This is a genomic window from Streptomyces viridochromogenes DSM 40736 (assembly GCF_000158955.1).
In the GTDB taxonomy this organism is placed as follows: Bacteria; Actinomycetota; Actinomycetes; order Streptomycetales; family Streptomycetaceae; genus Streptomyces; species Streptomyces venetus.
On record NZ_GG657757.1, the window covers coordinates 5,129,378 to 5,146,445 of the forward strand.

Sequence of the window (17,068 nt, forward strand, 5' to 3'; positions counted from 1 at the left end):
TTTGAAGGTTACGCCAGGAGAACGGCGGCCAGCGGCTCAAAAGTCTCAACACGGCACTTAAATGGAAGACTTGAAGGAATGGACAACTGCATTCGTGTCACCGGTGCCCGCCTCCACAACCTCCGGAACGTCTCCCTCTCCCTGCCGAAGAACAAGCTGGTCGTCCTGACCGGCCTCTCCGGTTCCGGCAAGTCCACGCTCGCCTTCGACACCCTCCACCAGGAGGGCCAGCGGCAGTACCTGGAGTCGCTGGGCATGGTCACCGGCTGGGTCAGCAAGCCCGCCGTCGACTCGATCTCCGGCCTGTCCCCGTCCATCAGCGTCGACCAGCACCTCACCAACCGCAGCCCGCGCTCCACGGTCGGCACGGTCACCGAGGTGTTCACGTACCTGCGCCTGCTGTGGTCCCGCATCGGCAGCCGCCCCTGCCCCGGCTGCGGCAAGAGCATCCCGCCGTCCTACGCGAACGCCGCCGAGGCCGGTACCGAGGACGACGACACCGAGGGCGAGCAGCGGCCCTGCCCGCACTGCGGCACCCTCGTCCCCGAGTTGGTGATGGGCGCCTTCTCCTTCAACAAGCCCGCGGGCGCCTGCCCGGACTGCACCGGCCTCGGCGAGGTGATCCGGCCCGACGTCCGGCGCCTGGTCGACGGCGCCCGCTCGGTGGCCGAGGGCGCGGTGCGGGGCTGGAACGCGAAGTTCACCGAGTGGAACCTCACGGCGCTGCGGGCCGCGGGCCGCCACTACGGCTTCACCTTCGACGCGGACCGCCCGTTCGACGAAATGGACCAGGAGCAGCGGGACTTGCTGCTGCACGGAGCCGAAAGCCCCGAGTTCCGGCGGCACTTCCCGGACACCGATCCGCCGGCGACCGTCTCGGCGGGCCGCTTCGAAGGAGTCGCGACGGCGTTGCTGCGCCGCTACAGCGACCGCGCCGACGACCCCGAGTACCGCGAGAAGGCCGAGCAGCAGGGGCTGGTGAGGCAGCTCTGCCCGGGGTGCGAGGGTGTGCGGCTGCGGCCGGAGAGCCGGGCGGTGACCGTGCACGGCCTCACGATCGTGGACGCGGCACGGCTTCCGCTGACCGATCTCGGCGACTGGCTGACCGGCCTGCGGGAGCGGTCGGCCGGGGAGGAGTGGCTGCTCGTGGAGCCGGTCGTCGTGGACCTGGAGGAGCGGGTACGGCGCCTGCTGGAGGTGGGAGTCGGCTACCTCACCCTCGGGCAGTCCACGCCCAGCCTCTCCGCCGGAGAGACCCAACGGCTGCGGCTGGCCGCGCTGCTCGGCTCCGGACTGACCGGCGTGCTCTACGTCCTCGACGAGCCGACCATCGGCCTGCATCCCTCCGACACCGCCCGCCTGGTCGGCGTCCTGAAGCGCCTGCGCGACCTGGGCAACACCGTGCTGGTCGTCGAGCACGACCTGGACGTGCTGCGCGCGGCGGACCACGTGGTCGATGTCGGCCCGGGCGCGGGCCGGGACGGCGGCCGGATCGTCGCGACGGGCACACCGGAGGAGGTGGGCCGAGTCGAGGAGTCGGTGACCGGCGCGTATCTGTCGGGCAGGCTGCCCGCGCCCGCCTCACGCGCACGCGGTGACGGCGACACGGCGGTGGTGATCCGTGGCGCCCGCGCCCACAACCTGAAGGACCTGACCGTACGGATACCGCTGAACCGCCTGGTGACGGTCACGGGTCCGTCCGGCTCGGGCAAGTCGACGCTGCTGCTGGACATCCTGGGCCGGGCCGCCGGCCGGCACTTCCACGGCGCGGGCCGGCCGCCCGCCGAGCACGACGGCATCGACGGCTGGGAGCACCTGTCCAAGGCCGTCCTCATCGACCAGGAGCCGATCGGCCGGGTCCCGCGCTCCAACGCGGCGACGTACTCGGACGTCTTCACCCCGATTCGCGAGGTCTTCGCCACGAGCAGCGCGGGACTCCTGACGGCGGGCCGGTTCTCCTTCAACGTGCCGGGCGGACGCTGCGAGCGCTGCGAGGGCGCGGGCGTCCTCACGGTACGGATGCACTTCCTCCCGGCGGTACAGGTGCGCTGCCCGGCGTGCCGGGGCCGCCGCTTCCGGCCGGAGGTGCTGGCCGTCCGGTACGAGGGGTACGACATCGCCGAGGTGCTGGAGGCGACGGTGGACGAGGCGCTGGGGGTGTTCCGGAACGTGTCCGCCGTGGCCGGCCGGCTGCGGCGCATGGCGGACGTCGGCCTCGGCTACCTCCCGCTGGGGCAACCCGCGCCCACCCTGTCCGGGGGCGAGGCCCAGCGCCTCAAACTCGCGAAGGAACTGGGCCGCAGGACAACCGGCCGCACCCTCTACGTCCTCGACGAACCGACGACCGGATTGCACGCGGCGGACACGGCAAGGCTGCTGGAAGTCCTCCAGCGGCTGGTGGACGCGGGGCACTCCGTCATCACCATCGAGCACAACGTGGACGTGATGCGGGCCTCGGACTGGCTGATCGACCTCGGGCCCGTGGGAGGGGCCGGTGGGGGCCGGTTGGTGGGGGAGGGAACCCCGCAGGAGCTGTCGGGGGTGAGGGCGTCCCGGACGGGTGGGTTTCTGGCAGGGTGACGTGAGACGAGCTCGCGGAAGCACGACACTGGCAAGAAGCGAGTGGCTCCGACAGTTGTGTCAGCCCTGCCTCTCCAGCACCGCGTAGTCGGCGAAGCTGCGGCGGTAGCGCAGGTGCCTCGTCTCCTGGGTGTGCCTGCGCTGCCACTCCTCGACCTCGGCCGGGGCCGAGCAGGGCCCGGAACCGGCCCCGCAGTCCGCGTCCTCGCCCGAGACACAGCGTGCCTCGTACTCGGGCAGGGCCGACGCGTCCTGCACGATCGAGTACGGCACGTACCTGAAGATCCTGCGGCCGGCCGATTCCCCACCGTGCTCCTGTCCTTGGTGCTGGCGCAGCAGAACGTTCGCGTCCGTCACGGCGCTTCCGTCGAACGCCGCCCGTGCCCTGTCCCGGCGCACGCCCAGTTCCTCGCACGTCGCGCACCCCGGCACCGGGACCGGAGGGCGGTTCGGATCCGCCGACAGTCCTTCCCTGGAACGGTCGTTGGCCGCGCGTACGCCCGCACGGAGCCGCTCCTCCCGGGACGCCTCGCGGATCCGCGCCGGGTCCGCCTGCCACTCCCGACCGCCACCGACCGGGCGCAGCATCACATACGGGCCGGTTCTGTCCTGATACTCGCCGACCTTGCACGCCTCCGGGTCGTAGACGAGCGTTCCCGGTTCCATTTCCCTGCACCTCCGTAACTCTGGGTGTATAGAGCGTTGCGCAGGGGAACGGTCCGGTTCAATGCTTGGCGTGTGACACCGGTGCACTGTCACGGAGGGGGGAGCCGTGAGCCGACGGAACGGCGGGGAGTCGGGGGCGAGTACGGCCGCCGTGTTCGGGGAGGTGCTGCGGCACTTCCGCGAGGCGGCGCTGCTCACACAGGAGGCTCTGGCGCGACAGATCCCGTGCGACCGTTCGCATGTGGCGCGGGTGGAGGCGGGGACACGGGTGCCCCAGGACTCGTTCGCCAAGGTGTGCGACGAACTCCTCGGGACGGGTGGGGTGTTGGCTCGCCTGTGGGGGCGGATCGACTGGTATCCGCAGGTGGAGCATCCTGATTGGTTCCGGCGCAGGGCTGAGATGGATGAGGTGGCCGTTACCCTGCGGGAGTACCAGGAGCGTGTGATCCCCGGCTTGTTGCAGACATCGGACTATGCCCGGGCGCTGTCCTGCCGTTACGTGAGCGGAGTGGAGCTTGAGGAGCGAGTGCGAGCTCGGCTGAGCAGGCAGCAGCGCTTCCTCGCTGATGGCGGTCCGCTGTATGTCGTCGTCCTCGACGAGAGCTGCTTGCGCAATGTGGTCGGTGGCCCGGCTGCCATGCGAGACCAGTGCGCTCACTTGCTCGACCTGGCGCGGCGCCCCAACATGCGCATCCAGGTCGCGCCTGCGGGCCCCCTCGAGATCGTTCGTCCCAGCGGCTCCATGTCGCTGATCACGCTGCCGGAAGGGCGGCACTGGCTGTACTCGGAGTCCCTGAACCGCGGCCACTTCACGAACGATCCGGCCCTCTACGAGCGTTATAACCAGCTCTATGATGTGCTCAGGGCGGACGCCCTGTCAGCTCCCCAGTCCGCCGATCTGATCCACGCAACGATGGAGAGGTACGGGCACCATGGACAGGAACGCGCTGACCTGGTTCAAGAGCAGTTACAGCGACGGCAACGGCGGCAACTGCATAGAAATCGCCCCCGATTTCCCCGAAACCGTCCCCGTCCGGGACAGCAAGAACCCTGACGGACCGGTCCTGGTCGTGACCCGGTCCGCCTGGTCGGCATTCGTCGGCTCCGTGCGCTGACTACTGTCCGCTCACCATCTGCAGGATCCGGTTGGCCGCCTCCGCGACCGGCTGGCCCACGGCCCCGACGGCCGCGGCGATCGCGGCGACAGCCATCAGCGCACGGTGCCGCTCCTGCGCGGGCGCGGCGTCCGCGGCCAGTACCGGCAGGGACTCGTCGATGAGCTGCGCGCTCGGCTGTGGCAGCTGGTCGCGCAGCTCCCGTACTTCGCGGATCAGCTCGGCGAGGGCCAGCCGCAGGGCGGGGTCCGTGTCGCCCGTGGCCCCGTTCTTCACGATGCCCGTGTTGCCGCTGCCGCCGTGCATGCTGACGTTGTCGCCGTAGTAGTAGTTGTTGCCGCTCATGCTGCGATCCCCGTGTTCCCGCTGCCGCCGTACATGTTCACGCTGTCGCCGAAGTGGTAGTTCGTGGGCGAGTTGATCGTCAGGCGCTCCACCGTCACCTGGAACTCGGTGTCAGGGTTCTCCAGCGCGCCCGAGACGTAGCCCACGAGCCGGTCCAGGTGCTGCGGGTCGGGGCTGGTCACCATCGCCGTGGAGGGGCCGGCCGTCTCGACGGCGAGGACGTAGTGGGACGGGGCCGTGACGACGGAGAGCATGTCCACGAAGAAGTAGATCAGCGCCGCACCGGAGCAGATCCACACGAGGACGATCAGTCCGCCACCGCTGGACTGCTCACTCTCGTACGGGCCGCTGGAACTGCTCGCGAAGGAGATCAGGCCGCCGATGATCGACAGGCCGATGGCCACGGCCAGGATGATCCCGGTCCGGGACAGGAAGCGGAAGACCGCCTCCTTGCGCTTGGGGCGGAGGGTGAACGTATACACCCGGGCGATGTTGCGCAGCGGATAGGCCGCGCCGCCGACCCATAACAGGCGCTTGTGGACGCGGAGTTCGACGTCGGTCATGGCGCGCGGTGGAGTGGAGGGCGGGGGCGGCACGTCCCACTGCCCCGGGGGCTGCTGGATCTCCATGGCGTCCTTCTGAAGGCCGGTGGTCACACTGTGAACACCATTGACGACCATGCGTGCACCGGAGGGCAACCCGTTTCCCGAAAGCTTCGCAGGACCCTCAGGACTCGTCGCGCCTCGGGTCGTCGTCCTTGTCCCGGTCCTCGTCGAGCGACTTCAGGAAGTCGGGGTTGTCGTCGGGGGCCACCCACTGCCGGGAGCGTCCGCCCCGGACCCCCGACCAGCCGTCGGCGGCGGGGCTGCGCTTCTTGCCGGCGATGAGCCAGGAGAGGGAACCGACGAGGGGGAACACCAGGACGAGTAGCGCCCAAAGCGGTTTGGGCATGTGGCGGATGTCGTCGTCCTTCGTGCTGATGCAGTCGATGAACGCGTACACGCTCAGCGCCAGCGGCACGAGGAACATCAGTACCCGGAGCATGCGGCCTCTCAGCGAAAGCGGTGGGCGGTTCAGGGCCAGGGTAGCCGCTCGGGGATACTGGACCGCATGGCTTACGACGATCTTCGCTCCCTGCTCAGGGCGCTGGAGCGCGAGGGTGACCTCAAGCGCATCAAGGCCGAGGTCGACCCGTACCTGGAGGTCGGGGAGATCGTCGACCGGGTGCAGAAGGCCGGCGGGCCCGCGCTGCTCTTCGAGAACGTGCGCGGGTCGAGCATGCCGCTCGCGATGAACGTGTTCGGCACGGACCGGCGCCTGCTCAAGGCGCTGGGGCTGAAGTCGTACGGCGAGATCTCCGAGAGGATCGGCGGGCTGCTGAAGCCCGAGCTGCCGCACGGGTTCGTCGGCGTGCGCGAGGCCTTCGGCAAGCTCGGCTCGATGACGCACGTACCGCCGAAGAAGGTCAAGGACGGGCCGGTGCAGGAGGTGGTGCTCACCGGCGACGACGTGGACCTCGACCAGCTTCCGGCCCTCTTCACCTGGCCGAAGGACGGCGGGTCCTTCTTCAACCTGGGGCTGACCCACACCAAGGACCCGGAGACGGGCATCCGCAACCTCGGGCTGTACCGGCTCCAGCGGCACGACAAGCGCACCATCGGCATGCACTGGCAGATCCACAAGGACAGCCGGAACCACTACCAGGTGGCCGCGCGCCGGGGTGAGCGGCTGCCCGTCGCGATCGCCTTCGGGTGCCCGCCCGCCGTGACGTACGCCTCCACCGCGCCGCTGCCCGGCGACATCGACGAGTACCTGTTCGCCGGGTTCCTCGCGGGCAAGCGGATCGAGATGGTCGACTGCAAGACGGTGCCGCTCCAGGTGCCGGCGCAGGCCGAGGTCGTGATCGAGGGCTGGCTGGAGCCCGGCGAGATGCTGCCCGAGGGCCCCTTCGGCGACCACACCGGCTTCTACACCCCGCAGGAGCCCTTCCCCGCGCTGAAGATCGACTGTGTGACGATGCGGAAGCGGCCGTTGCTCCAGTCGATCGTCGTGGGCAGGCCCCCGACGGAGGACGGGCCCCTGGGCCGCGCGACGGAACGCTTCTTCCTCCCGCTCCTGAAGATCATCATCCCCGACATCGTGGACTACCACCTGCCGGAGGCGGGCGGCTTCCACAACTGCGCGATCCTCTCGATCGACAAGAAATACCCGAAGCACGCGCAGAAGGTCATGCACGCCGTCTGGGGCGCGCACATGATGTCGCTGACCAAACTGATCGTCGTCGTCGACTCCGACTGCGACGTGCACGATCTGCACGAGGTCGCCTGGCGGGCGCTGGGCAACACGGACTACGCCCGCGACCTGAGCATCGTCGAGGGCCCCGTCGACCACCTCGACCACGCCTCCTACCAGCAGTTCTGGGGCGGCAAAGCCGGTATCGACGCGACGAAGAAGTGGCCCGAGGAGGGCTACACGCGCGACGGCGGCTGGCCCGACATGGTCGAGTCCGATCCGGAGACGGCGGCGAAGGTGGACCGCCGCTGGAAGGAGTACGGCCTGTGAGCAGCGCCTCCGCCGCGATCCCCCAGCCGGGACGCACCAAGGCGTTCCTGCGCCTCGTGATGATCGAGCACTCGGTCTTCGCGCTGCCCTTCGCCTACATCGCCGCGCTCACCGCGATGTTCCAGCTGGACCGGAACATCCACTGGGGGCGCCTGCTGCTCGTCACCGTCTGCATGGTGGGGCTGCGGACCTTCGCCATGGCGGTCAACCGGATCATCGACCGGGAGATCGACGCCCGCAACCCGCGTACGGCGCACCGCGAGTTGGTGACGGGCGCCATGTCGGTGAAGCACGCCTGGACCGGCGCCCTGATCGCCCTGGTCGTCTTCCTCGGCGCTGCGGCCCTGCTGAACCCCCTGTGCCTGGCCCTGGCCCCCATCGCGGTGATCCCGATGGTGGTCTACCCGTACGGCAAGCGGTTCACGAACTTCCCGCAGGCCATCCTGGGCCTGGCCCAGGCGATGGGCCCGGTCGGCGGCTGGCTGGCGGTCACGGGCGAGTGGTCCTGGGACGCCGTCATCCTCGGTCTCGCGGTGGGCATCTGGATCGGCGGCTTCGACCTCATCTACGCCTGCCAGGACGTCGAGACCGACCGCGAGATCGGCGTCCTGTCCGTCCCGGCCCGCTTCGGTGTCCCGGCGGCCGTGTGGGGCGCCCGCGTCTGCCACGCCCTCACGACGGCCCTGTTCGTCTGGTACGCCCTGGCCACCGGCGCCGGCGCGTTCTTCTGGCTGGGCCTGCTGGTCGTCGCGGGTGCCTTCCTCTACGAACACACCATCGTCCGGCCCCACGACCTGTCCCGGGTCAACCGCGCGTTCTTCAGCGTCAACGGCTTCATCGGCATCGCCCTGTTCGTCTGCGCGCTGCTGGACCTGCTCGTGCGGGGGCTGACCGTCTGACCGGTCCGTCCACCGGTACGCTCAAGATGTGAACGCAGGGGAAAAGCAGCGCACGCCTTGGATCGTGGGGGTTTCGGGGGCCTCCGGTACGCCGTACGCGGCTGCCGTGCTGCGTGCGCTCCTGGAAGCGGGGGAGAGCGTCGACCTGGTGGTCAGCCGGGCCTCCCGCCTCACCCTGCTCGACGAGACCGGGATCTCCTTCCGGGACGCCCACTGGCGCGACGACCTGCGCGCATGGCTGTCCCGGGGCGCCGACGGAAAGCCGGGCACCTTCACCGTGGACGTCGGCGCCGTACGCCACTGGAGCGCCGGCGACCTGGCCGCCGGGCCCTCCTCGGGGTCGTACCCGGCCAAGGGAATGCTGATCGTGCCCGCCTCGACCGCGAGCGTGGCCGGAGTCGCGCTCGGGCTGTCGAAGGACCTGTTGCAGCGGGCGGCGAGCGTGACCCTGAAGGAGGGCCGCACGCTGGTCGTGGCCGTACGCGAGACCCCGCTGAACGGCCAGACCCTGCGGCACATGGTCACCCTCGACGACGCGGGCGCGACCGTCGTGCCCGCCTCACCCGCCTTCTACGCGGGCGCGACGCACATCCAGGACCTGGTGGACTTCGTCGCCGGACGCGTACTCGACGCGGCGGGCGTGCCGCACCGGCTCTACCGCCGTTGGCAAGGTGAGCTCGGCGGCGGATCGGACCGTTCCGGCTGAGCTCCATCGTGCAGACCTCACCACAACCACAGACCTACTTCAGCGGAAGGCTTCGATCGCAATGGACGCGGTGGACAGGCAGCTCATCCAGGCCCTGAGGGAGAACGGCCGGGCCTCCTACGCGGAGCTGGGACGCCTCGTCGGACTGTCGGGACCCAGCGTCACCGACCGCATCAACCGGCTGGAGGCGGCCGGGGTCATCACCGGCTACCGGGCCACCGTCGACGCCGCCTCGCTCGGCCTCGGCGTCATCGCCCTGATCGGCATCTCGCTCTCCGACGCCGCCGACCACGAGGACGTGGCCCAGCGGCTGAGGGACCTCTCGGAGATCGAGGACTGCTGGTTCATCGCGGGCGACGACTCGTACATGCTCAAGGTGCGGGCGACGGACGTGGACGGCCTGGAGAAGATCATCCGGCGGCTCAGCGGGACGAAGGGCGTGTCCCGGACGCGTACGACCATCGTCCTCTCCACCAAGTGGGAGAACCGGGTCGGGGAGCTGCCTGAAGAGGAGTAGGGCCGTATGGGGGCACCTCCCGCTCGAAGGGTGGGGGCGTACGGTTGGGACGTCTTCGGAGAAAGGTGTGGGCATGGATCTCGGGCTCAAGCGCGAGCTGGAGGAGAAGGTCAGGGCGGGCGTCCGCCTGACCCGTGAGGACGGCATCGCGCTGTACGAGTCGGACGACCTGGCCTGGCTCGGCGGCCTGGCGCACGAGGTGCGCACCCGCAAGAACGGCGACGTCGTGCACTTCAACGTCAACCGTCACCTCAACATGACGAACGTGTGCACGGCCTCCTGCGCGTACTGCTCCTTCCAGCGCAAGCCGGGGGAGAAGGACGCGTACACGATGCGCATCGAGGAGGCCGTCAAGCTCGCCAAGGCGATGGAGTCGGAGAACCTCACCGAGCTGCACATCGTCAACGGGCTGCACCCGAACCTGCCGTGGCGTTACTACCCGCGTTCGCTGCGGGAGCTGAAGGCCGCGCTGCCGAACGTCTCGCTGAAGGCCTTCACGGCGACCGAGATCCACCACTTCGAGACCATCTCCGGGATGAGCGCGTCGGAGATCCTCGACGAGCTGATCGACGCCGGTCTGGAGTCGCTGACCGGTGGTGGCGCGGAGATCTTCGACTGGGAGGTCCGGCAGCACATCGTCGACCACCGCACCCACTGGGAGGACTGGTCCCGGATCCACCGGCTCGCGCACGAGAAGGGGCTGAAGACCCCGTGCACGATGCTGTACGGGCACATCGAGGAGCCTCGTCACCGGGTGGACCACGTGCTGCGGCTCCGGGAGTTGCAGGACGAGACCGGCGGGTTCCAGGTCTTCATTCCGCTGCGGTACCAGCACGACTTCGTCGACATGCAGGACGGGAAGGTGCGCAATCGCCTTCAGGCGCGGACGCAGATGGCGACGGGTGCGGAGGCGCTCAAGACCTTCGCGGTGTCGCGGCTGCTGTTCGACAACGTGCCGCATGTGAAGGTCTTCTGGGTGATGCACGGGGTGCAGACGGCGCAGCTGGCCTTGCAGCACGGTGCGGATGACATGGACGGGTCTGTCGTCGAGTACAAGATCACGCATGATGCGGACAACTACGGGACGCCGAACAAGCTGACGCGTGAGGATCTGCTGGATCTGATTCGGGATGCCGGGTTCCGGCCGGTGGAGCGGAATACCCGGTACGAGATCATTCGGGAGTATGAGGGGGCTGACCCGGGGCTTCGGGAGTCGCCGCAGCCGATGCGGGTGTGAGCCGTTTGGCGGCGGGTGCGGGTGCGGGTGCGGGTGCGGGTGTGATGGGGGCTGGTCGCGCAGTTCCCCGCGCCCCTGGGTGGGGTACCCGGGGGGCATGGTCAGGGCCCAGGCGTCTGAGGATGCCTATACCGCTGAGCCTTTTGTTCCTGGTGGCGGTGGGTTGTCCGCGCTGCGGCGGGCCGCTGCCGAGTGCCGGGGGTGTCCTCTGCACCGGGACGCCACGCAGACCGTGTTCGGGTCGGGTGACGCTGATGCCCGGGTCATGCTCGTGGGGGAGCAGCCCGGGGATCAGGAGGATCGGCAGGGGGAGCCGTTCGTCGGGCCTGCCGGGCGGGTGCTGGACCGGGCCCTTGAGGAAGCCGGCATCGATCCCGCCGAGGCCTATGTCACCAACGCCGTGAAGCACTTCAAGTTCACGCAGGCCGAGCCGCGTAAGCGGCGCATCCACAAGGCGCCCAGCCTGCGAGAGATGACCGCGTGCGGGCCCTGGCTGGCCGCAGAGCTCGCCGTCGTGGAGCCGGAGCTGATCGTCGTGCTGGGGGCCACCGCCGGGAAGGCGCTGCTCGGGTCCTCGTTCCGGGTGACGCAGGTGCGCGGCACCGTGCTGGAGGAGGAGATCCACGGGCGGGCGGAGCGGCTGGTGCCGACGGTGCACCCGTCCTCGGTGCTGCGGGCGGACGACCGGGAGGCGGCGTACCGGGGTCTGGTGTCGGATCTGAGAGTGGCGGCGCAAGCACTGAGGTAATAGCTACAATCCCCGCATGCCCCTTACCTTCACACTCGATCCCGCCGTCACTCCCGAGCTGCGCGACGGCATCCTCGATCTGTGGGTCGACGTCTCCGACGTCGGAGGAGCCGTCGGATTCGTGCCGCCTGTGACGCGGGAGGACATCCGGCCTGTGCTGCTGAAGCACTTCGCTTTGATGGCGGAGGGGCAGGTGAGGCTGCTCGTCGGGCACGACGAGGACGGGCGAGTCGCGGCGACCGCGTTCCTCACCCTCAACACGCACCGGCTGATGACGCACTGGCTGTGGCTGTACACGGTGATGGTGCACCCGCGGCACCAGGGCAAGGGGTACGGGCGTGATCTGCTGGCCGCCGCGGCGGACGCGGCCCGGGGGATCGACGGCATCGAGGCGATCCGGCTGACCTGCCGGGGCGGGGTCGGGCTCGAGCGGTTCTACGGGTCCTGCGGCTACAAGGAGGTCGGCCGGGTCCCGGACGCCATCCGGGTCGCACCGGGTGACGACCGGGACGACGTGATCATGCTGCTTCCGCTGAACTGACCCCGCTGCAAGATCGGCCATCCGCCGTGCTTCACTGAGCAGTGGCCCCTTTTGGAATCGGAAGAGTGGATTGAGATGCTCCGCTACACACTGATGCGCCTCGGAATCTTCGTGGGCTGCCTCGTGGTCGTCTGGGGCCTCGTCTACTCCGGCCTCGCCCCGAGCGGCCTCGGCGACAGCAACGGCCTGTGGGTCGTCCTGCTCGCCCTGGTGCTCTCCGCGCCGATCAGCTTCGTCGTGCTGCGCAAGGAGCGCGACCGGGCATCCGTGCAGATCGTGCGGCGGGTCGACCGGATGAAGGCCAACCTGGAGGCCAACCGTAGCCAGGAGGACGCGGAGGACGTGGCCGACGACACGTCCCGCGCCCAGACCTCGTAACGTCCCTCACAGGCGTCCAGCGCCCCGTTTCCGAACATGCTCGGAAACGGGGCGCTTTGCCTTGTATGGGTGCATCCGCGTTTCCGCCTGTCAAAGCAAGGCTTTGGGGTCCTCAAAGTTCAAGTGTTAAGGTGATTGTCATGAAGTCAGCAGTCGCGCCCCACACGCCCCAGAGCGTCTCGCTCGTGGCGCGCCTGCACGTGGATCTCTGTCGGTGCGCGTCCGCTACCTGTCGTCCCTGACGTAACGCCAACCCCCGTCGTCTCCCACGTCAGCTCCCCTACGCGTCCCCCCAACGGAGTCGGTCCGTGTCCTCACACACCAAGTCCTTCAAGGTGCCCTTCTGGGCCCAGATCATCGCCGGTCTCGTCCTTGGCGTGCTGCTCGGCTGGCTCGCCCGCAGCCAGGACCTGTCCTGGCTGGTCACGACCCTGGAGAAGGTCGGCGACACCTTCATCGGCCTGCTGAAGCTCGCCGTCGCCCCGCTCGTCTTCTTCGCGATCCTGGTCTCGATCACCAACCTGCGGAAGGTCAACAACGCGGCCCGCCTGGCCTCGCGCACCCTCCTCTGGTTCATGGCCACCTCGCTGATCGCGGTGAGCATCGGTCTCGTCATCGGCCTGCTCACCGACCCGGGCGCCGGTACCGGCCTCACGCCGAAGGACGGCGCGAAGCCCGAGGACACCGGCTCCTGGATCGACTTCCTCACCGGCATCGTGCCGACGGACGTGATCACGCCGTTCACCGAGCTGAACGTGCTGCAGATCGTCTTCATGGCCGCCGTCGCCGGTATCGCGGCCCTCCAGCTCGGCGAGAAGGCCCAGCCGATCCTCACCCTGAGCGAGTCCGTCCTCAGCCTGCTCCAGAAGGCGCTGTGGTGGGTCATCCGGCTCGCCCCGATCGGCACCGTCGGCCTCATCGGCAACGCCATCGCCACCTACGGCTGGGACCTGATCGGCAAGTACGCCACCTTCACCGTCGACATCTACGTCGGCTGCGCGATCGTGCTGTTCGTGGTCTACCCGACCCTGCTCGCCACCGTCGCCAAGGCCAACCCGATCCAGTTCTTCAAGGGCGCCTGGCCCGCCATCCAGCTGGCCTTCGTCTCCCGCTCGTCCGTGGGCACCATGCCGCTGACGCAGAAGGTCACCGAGCGGCTCGGCGTGCCGAAGGAGTACGCGTCCTTCGCGGTGCCGTTCGGCGCGACGACCAAGATGGACGGCTGCGCCGCGATCTACCCGGCGATCGCCGCGATCTTCGTCGCCCAGATCTTCGACATCCAGCTCGGTGTCGGCGACTACCTGCTGATCGCGTTCGTCTCGGTGGTCGGCTCGGCCGCCACGGCCGGTCTGACCGGCGCGACGGTCATGCTGACCCTCACCCTCTCCACCCTCGGCCTGCCGATGGAGGGCGTCGGTCTGCTCCTCGCGATCGACCCGATCCTCGACATGATGCGCACCGCGACCAACGTCGCCGGACAGGCCCTGATCCCGGTCCTGGTCTCGGCCCGGGAGAACCTGCTCGACCGTGACGCCTACGCCACGGCCGACGGTTCCTCCCTGGACGAGCCGCGCGACGAGCGGCCCGAGCAGGTGCCGGCAGCCGCCTGACGGCCGGCTTCCGGGTCTCAGCTCCTACGGTCCCCCTGGCCGGTCCCTTCGGTTCGTGACCGAGGGCCGGCCAGGGGGACCGTACGCTAAGCGCCATGGGTGCCGTGAAGACCAAGCGGATGCCGCGTGCGGTCCGTGAACAGCAGATGCTGGACGCCGCCGTGCAGATCTTCGGCCAACGTGGCTACCGGGCCGCGTCGATGGACGAGATAGCCGAACTCGCGGGTGTGTCCAAGCCGTTGGTCTACCTGTACCTGAACTCCAAGGAAGACCTCTTCACCGCCTGCATCCGCCGTGAGGCCGCCGCGCTCGTCGAGGCGGTACGGGCCGGGGTCCGGCGCGATCTGCCCGCCGACCGGCAACTCTGGGAAGGGCTCGGCGCGTTCTTCACGCACACCGCGCGCAACCCGGACTCCTGGGCCGTACTGCACCTCCAGGCCCGTACCCACGGCGAGCCCTTCGCCGCCGAGGTCACCGCGATGCGCGAGGAGATCGTCGCGTTCGTGACCCAGCTGATCCTCGCCGCCGCCCGCGAGGCACTCCCCCAAGCTCTCGGCTGCGCTCGAGCAGGGAGGCACCCCCACGACCCCGACCTGCCCGAGCGCGAGGTCGGCGGTCTCGCCGAAGCCCTCGTCGGTGCCGCCGAGTCGCTCGCCGCCTGGGCCAACGCCACCCCCGGCGTCACAGCCCGGCAGGCCGCGGCGACCCTGATGAACTTCGCGTGGGCGGGCCTGGGCGACCTGATGGCCGGGCGGCCGTGGTCACCCCCGGAGGAGCCTGCGGACGGCTAGAGGGCTTCTGACGGACCTCCGCGGCGTCGCGACGCCCGGCACGCACTCTCGCTCGCCGCGCCGGACGCTGCTCCTTCTCCCACGGAGATCCATCAGAAGCCCACCAGCCCCGCTTCAGATCCGGCGGACCTCCCCGGCCACGTGCAACCGGTCGTCCCGGCCGCGCAGTTCGAACCGGCCGTCCTCAGCCCCGTACGTCACCGTCGCGGGCAGCGGGACCGGTGCCCGGAACTCGGCACGGACCTGGCAGGAGTCCGGCGCGCCGTGCGCGGCGAGACAGCGGGCGACCGTCCACATGCCGTGCGCGATGGCCCGGGGGAAGCCGAACAGGCGGGCGGTGAGCGGGTGGAGGTGGATCGGGTTCCGGTCACCGGACGCGGCCGCGTACCGCCGCCCGACATCCTCACCGATCCGCCACTCGGCGACGGCGGACCACGGCTGGCGCCCCTCCTCACCGCCGGGGTCGGCGGGGCCGGCGGGCTCGGCAGGCCCGGCAGATTCGGGGGACCGGGCAGGGTGGTGTGTGCGGTGGCGGGTGAGGTAGGTGCTGGTCGACTCCCACACCAGGTCCCCGCCCTCGCGCACCTCGGTGACGACCGTCGCCTCCGTGCCGCGCCGGTGCGCTGCCAGTCCCTCGACCCACACCGCGAGTTCGTACGCGCCGGTGGCCGGCATGCCCCGGTGCCGGGTGACCGTGATGGACGTGTGGACGAGGCCCAGCAGCGGCAGCGGAAAGTCCCGGCCGCTCATCAGCCGCATGGCCAGGGGGAATCCCAGCACGTGCGGATAGGTCAGCGGCAGCGCGTCCTCCCCGGTCGGGAATCCGCACACCCGCTCGTACGCCGCCAGTCGCGCCAGGTCGACGCGCAGGCCGGGCAGGACGAGCCGGGTGCGCGGGAACTCGGCTTCGGGGGAGGGCCGTTTGAAGGGCGACAACAGGGCGCCGCGGGCGAGGAGCGGGGCGAGGGACGGGGGCTGGGTGAGGACGAGAGCGGCGTCGGCCATCACGCCCCCAGCAGGCTCTGGCCGCAGACGCGGACGACCTGGCCGTTGACCGCGCCCGACCCCGGATCGGCGAGCCAGGCGGTGGTCTCGGCGACGTCGGCCGGGAGGCCGCCCTGGGCGAGGGAGTTCATCCGGCGGCCCGCCTCGCGGATGAACAGCGGGACGGCCGCCGTCATCTTCGTCTCGATGAAGCCGGGCGCGACCGCGTTGACCGTCACCCCGTGCTCCGCGAGCGCGCGGGGCGCGAGGGAGCGGACCAGGCCGACGACGCCCGCCTTGCTCGCGCCGTAGTTGGTCTGCCCGGCGTTGCCGGCGAGGCCCGCGATCGACGCCGTCGCCACGATCCGGCCGCCGCGGTTCAGTGTCCCGGCCTTGAGCAGCGCGTCCGTCGTGCGCAGCACACTCGCCAGGTTCACCTCCAGCACCGGGATCCAGCGCTCCGCCGGCATGTTCACCAGCCGGCGGTCCCGGGTGATGCCCGCGTTGTGGACCAGCACGTCCAGGCCGTCGGGCAGGGCCTCGGCGATCCGGGCACCGGCGTCCGCGGCCGTGATGTCGAGGAGCAGGGCGGTGCCGCCGAGCCGGTCGGCGACGCGCCGGGCGTCCTGCCCGGCCTGCGGCACGTCGAGGACGACGACCCGGGCACCGTCCCGGGCGAGCGTCTCGGCGACCGCTTCACCGATGCCGCGTGCGGCGCCGGTGACCAGGGCGGTGCGGCCGGTGAGAGGGCGGTTCCGGTCGACGGGAGCCGAGGGCTCTTCGCCTGGCTCCTCGCTTGGCTGTTCGCCGGGCTGTTCGCCGGGCCCGACCTCGATCACCTGCCCGCTCACGTACGCCGACTTCGGCGACAGCAGGAAGCGGAGGGTGGACTCCGCGGCGGACGCGTCCGTGAGCCGGACCAGGTTCACGGTCCTGCCCCGGCCGATCTCCTTGCCGAGTGAGCGCGTGAAGCCCTCCAGGGCCTGCTGGGCGGCGGCCTGATGGTGGTCGGCGAGGTCGAGCGGCGCGCCGAGCACCACCACGCGCCCGCTCGCGGCGACCGACCGTACGACCGGGTGCAGGGCCGCGTGCACCTCGGCCAGACCCTCGACGTCCCGCACCCCGGTCGCGTCCAGCACGACGGCGGCGGTCCGGCCGGAGCCGGCCGGGGCGACTCCCGTACGGGCGAGGACCGACGTCAGGTCGAGGCCGGAGCCGCCGGCGGTGAGGTGGAGCAGACCGCCGTCCAGGTCGGGCCGCTCGGCGGACCAGCGGGTCAGCGCCGCGGGCTGCGGCAGCCCGAGCCGACGGGTGAGGAAGCGGCCGGGTGCGGTACCGGTGAAGCGCAGATAGCGGTCGGCCATTCCAACTCCCAGTTCCCGACGACGG

At 70.2% G+C, this 17,068-nt stretch carries 20 protein-coding genes; 14 read left to right on the plus strand and 6 right to left on the minus strand.

Going from position 1 to position 17,068, the window contains the following annotated elements:
- Positions 1–78: 78 nt before the first annotated feature.
- The gene (gene uvrA, locus SSQG_RS22565; protein WP_003992153.1) at positions 79–2,580 is read left to right on the plus strand and encodes an excinuclease ABC subunit UvrA; all 2,502 of its coding nucleotides are present in this window, start codon (positions 79–81) and stop codon (positions 2,578–2,580) included.
- 60 nt (positions 2,581–2,640) lie between these two features.
- On the opposite strand, the gene SSQG_RS43720 is transcribed toward uvrA, so the two are convergent.
- The gene (locus SSQG_RS43720) at positions 2,641–3,246 is read right to left on the minus strand and encodes a hypothetical protein (RefSeq protein WP_003992154.1); all 606 of its coding nucleotides are present in this window, start codon (positions 3,244–3,246) and stop codon (positions 2,641–2,643) included.
- 106 nt (positions 3,247–3,352) lie between these two features.
- Here SSQG_RS43720 and SSQG_RS22575 point away from each other — a divergent pair, with 106 nt between their 5' ends.
- Both SSQG_RS22575 and SSQG_RS42930 read left to right on the plus strand, forming a co-directional pair.
- Positions 3,353–4,300: a helix-turn-helix domain-containing protein gene (locus SSQG_RS22575; protein ID WP_039933416.1), complete on the plus strand. Its 948-nt coding sequence runs from the start codon at positions 3,353–3,355 to the stop codon at positions 4,298–4,300.
- Positions 4,248–4,361, plus strand: coding sequence for a DUF397 domain-containing protein (locus SSQG_RS42930; protein ID WP_244299512.1), 114 nt, complete (start codon positions 4,248–4,250; stop codon positions 4,359–4,361). The genes SSQG_RS22575 and SSQG_RS42930 overlap by 53 nt, the downstream gene beginning before the upstream one ends.
- Here SSQG_RS42930 and SSQG_RS22580 read toward each other — a convergent pair whose 3' ends face one another.
- The 3 genes from SSQG_RS22580 to SSQG_RS22590 all read right to left on the minus strand — a co-directional run bounded on the left by SSQG_RS22580 (position 4,362) and on the right by SSQG_RS22590 (position 5,750).
- Positions 4,362–4,706: a hypothetical protein gene (locus SSQG_RS22580; protein ID WP_003992156.1), complete on the minus strand. Its 345-nt coding sequence runs from the start codon at positions 4,704–4,706 to the stop codon at positions 4,362–4,364.
- Positions 4,703–5,362: a DUF6232 family protein gene (locus SSQG_RS22585; protein ID WP_338117284.1), complete on the minus strand. Its 660-nt coding sequence runs from the start codon at positions 5,360–5,362 to the stop codon at positions 4,703–4,705. The genes SSQG_RS22580 and SSQG_RS22585 overlap by 4 nt, the downstream gene beginning before the upstream one ends.
- A 70-nt stretch (positions 5,363–5,432) precedes the next feature.
- The gene (locus SSQG_RS22590) at positions 5,433–5,750 is read right to left on the minus strand and encodes a PLD nuclease N-terminal domain-containing protein (protein WP_003992158.1); all 318 of its coding nucleotides are present in this window, start codon (positions 5,748–5,750) and stop codon (positions 5,433–5,435) included.
- A gap of 66 nt (positions 5,751–5,816) precedes the next feature.
- On the opposite strand from SSQG_RS22590, the gene SSQG_RS22595 reads away from it, so the two are divergent.
- From SSQG_RS22595 to SSQG_RS22640, 11 genes are all read left to right on the plus strand, one after another.
- Positions 5,817–7,268: a menaquinone biosynthesis decarboxylase gene (locus SSQG_RS22595; protein WP_039933417.1), complete on the plus strand. Its 1,452-nt coding sequence runs from the start codon at positions 5,817–5,819 to the stop codon at positions 7,266–7,268.
- Complete coding sequence (gene mqnP, locus SSQG_RS22600) at positions 7,265–8,167, plus strand: menaquinone biosynthesis prenyltransferase MqnP (RefSeq protein ID WP_003992160.1); 903 nt, start codon at positions 7,265–7,267, stop codon at positions 8,165–8,167. Before SSQG_RS22595 ends, mqnP begins: the two co-directional genes overlap by 4 nt.
- 28 nt (positions 8,168–8,195) lie before the next feature.
- Entirely contained in the window at positions 8,196–8,873 is a 678-nt protein-coding gene (locus SSQG_RS22605; protein ID WP_003992161.1) for a UbiX family flavin prenyltransferase, read from the plus strand.
- 61 nt (positions 8,874–8,934) lie between these two features.
- On the plus strand, positions 8,935–9,390 hold the full coding sequence (locus SSQG_RS22610) for an Lrp/AsnC family transcriptional regulator (protein WP_003992162.1): 456 nt from the start codon (positions 8,935–8,937) through the stop codon (positions 9,388–9,390).
- 73 nt (positions 9,391–9,463) lie between these two features.
- Positions 9,464–10,627, plus strand: a complete 1,164-nt coding sequence (gene mqnE / locus SSQG_RS22615) for an aminofutalosine synthase MqnE (protein ID WP_003992163.1) — start codon at positions 9,464–9,466, stop codon at positions 10,625–10,627.
- Positions 10,628–10,724: 97 nt separating this feature from the next.
- Positions 10,725–11,375, plus strand: a complete 651-nt coding sequence (locus SSQG_RS22620; RefSeq protein WP_003992164.1) for a UdgX family uracil-DNA binding protein — start codon at positions 10,725–10,727, stop codon at positions 11,373–11,375.
- Positions 11,376–11,391: 16 nt separating this feature from the next.
- Complete coding sequence (locus tag SSQG_RS22625) at positions 11,392–11,916, plus strand: GNAT family N-acetyltransferase (RefSeq protein ID WP_003992165.1); 525 nt, start codon at positions 11,392–11,394, stop codon at positions 11,914–11,916.
- 75 nt (positions 11,917–11,991) lie between these two features.
- Positions 11,992–12,294: a DUF4229 domain-containing protein gene (locus SSQG_RS22630; RefSeq protein WP_003992166.1), complete on the plus strand. Its 303-nt coding sequence runs from the start codon at positions 11,992–11,994 to the stop codon at positions 12,292–12,294.
- Positions 12,295–12,434: 140 nt separating this feature from the next.
- The gene (locus SSQG_RS43725) at positions 12,435–12,536 is read left to right on the plus strand and encodes a putative leader peptide (protein ID WP_338117285.1); all 102 of its coding nucleotides are present in this window, start codon (positions 12,435–12,437) and stop codon (positions 12,534–12,536) included.
- A 66-nt stretch (positions 12,537–12,602) separates the two neighbouring features.
- Positions 12,603–13,904, plus strand: coding sequence for a dicarboxylate/amino acid:cation symporter (locus tag SSQG_RS22635; protein WP_003992167.1), 1,302 nt, complete (start codon positions 12,603–12,605; stop codon positions 13,902–13,904).
- A 95-nt stretch (positions 13,905–13,999) separates the two neighbouring features.
- Positions 14,000–14,695 carry a TetR/AcrR family transcriptional regulator gene (locus tag SSQG_RS22640; protein ID WP_003992168.1) on the plus strand — a complete coding sequence of 232 codons (696 nt, stop codon included), beginning with the start codon at positions 14,000–14,002 and terminating at the stop codon, positions 14,693–14,695.
- Positions 14,696–14,809: 114 nt separating this feature from the next.
- Here the strand turns inward: SSQG_RS22640 and SSQG_RS22645 are convergent, their stop codons facing one another.
- Both SSQG_RS22645 and SSQG_RS22650 read right to left on the minus strand, forming a co-directional pair.
- Positions 14,810–15,700: a MaoC family dehydratase gene (locus tag SSQG_RS22645; RefSeq protein WP_039933419.1), complete on the minus strand. Its 891-nt coding sequence runs from the start codon at positions 15,698–15,700 to the stop codon at positions 14,810–14,812.
- A complete protein-coding gene (locus SSQG_RS22650) occupies positions 15,700–17,043 on the minus strand; it encodes a 3-oxoacyl-ACP reductase (protein ID WP_003992170.1) in 1,344 nt (447 codons plus the stop codon). The genes SSQG_RS22645 and SSQG_RS22650 overlap by 1 nt, the downstream gene beginning before the upstream one ends.
- Positions 17,044–17,068 lie beyond the last annotated feature (25 nt).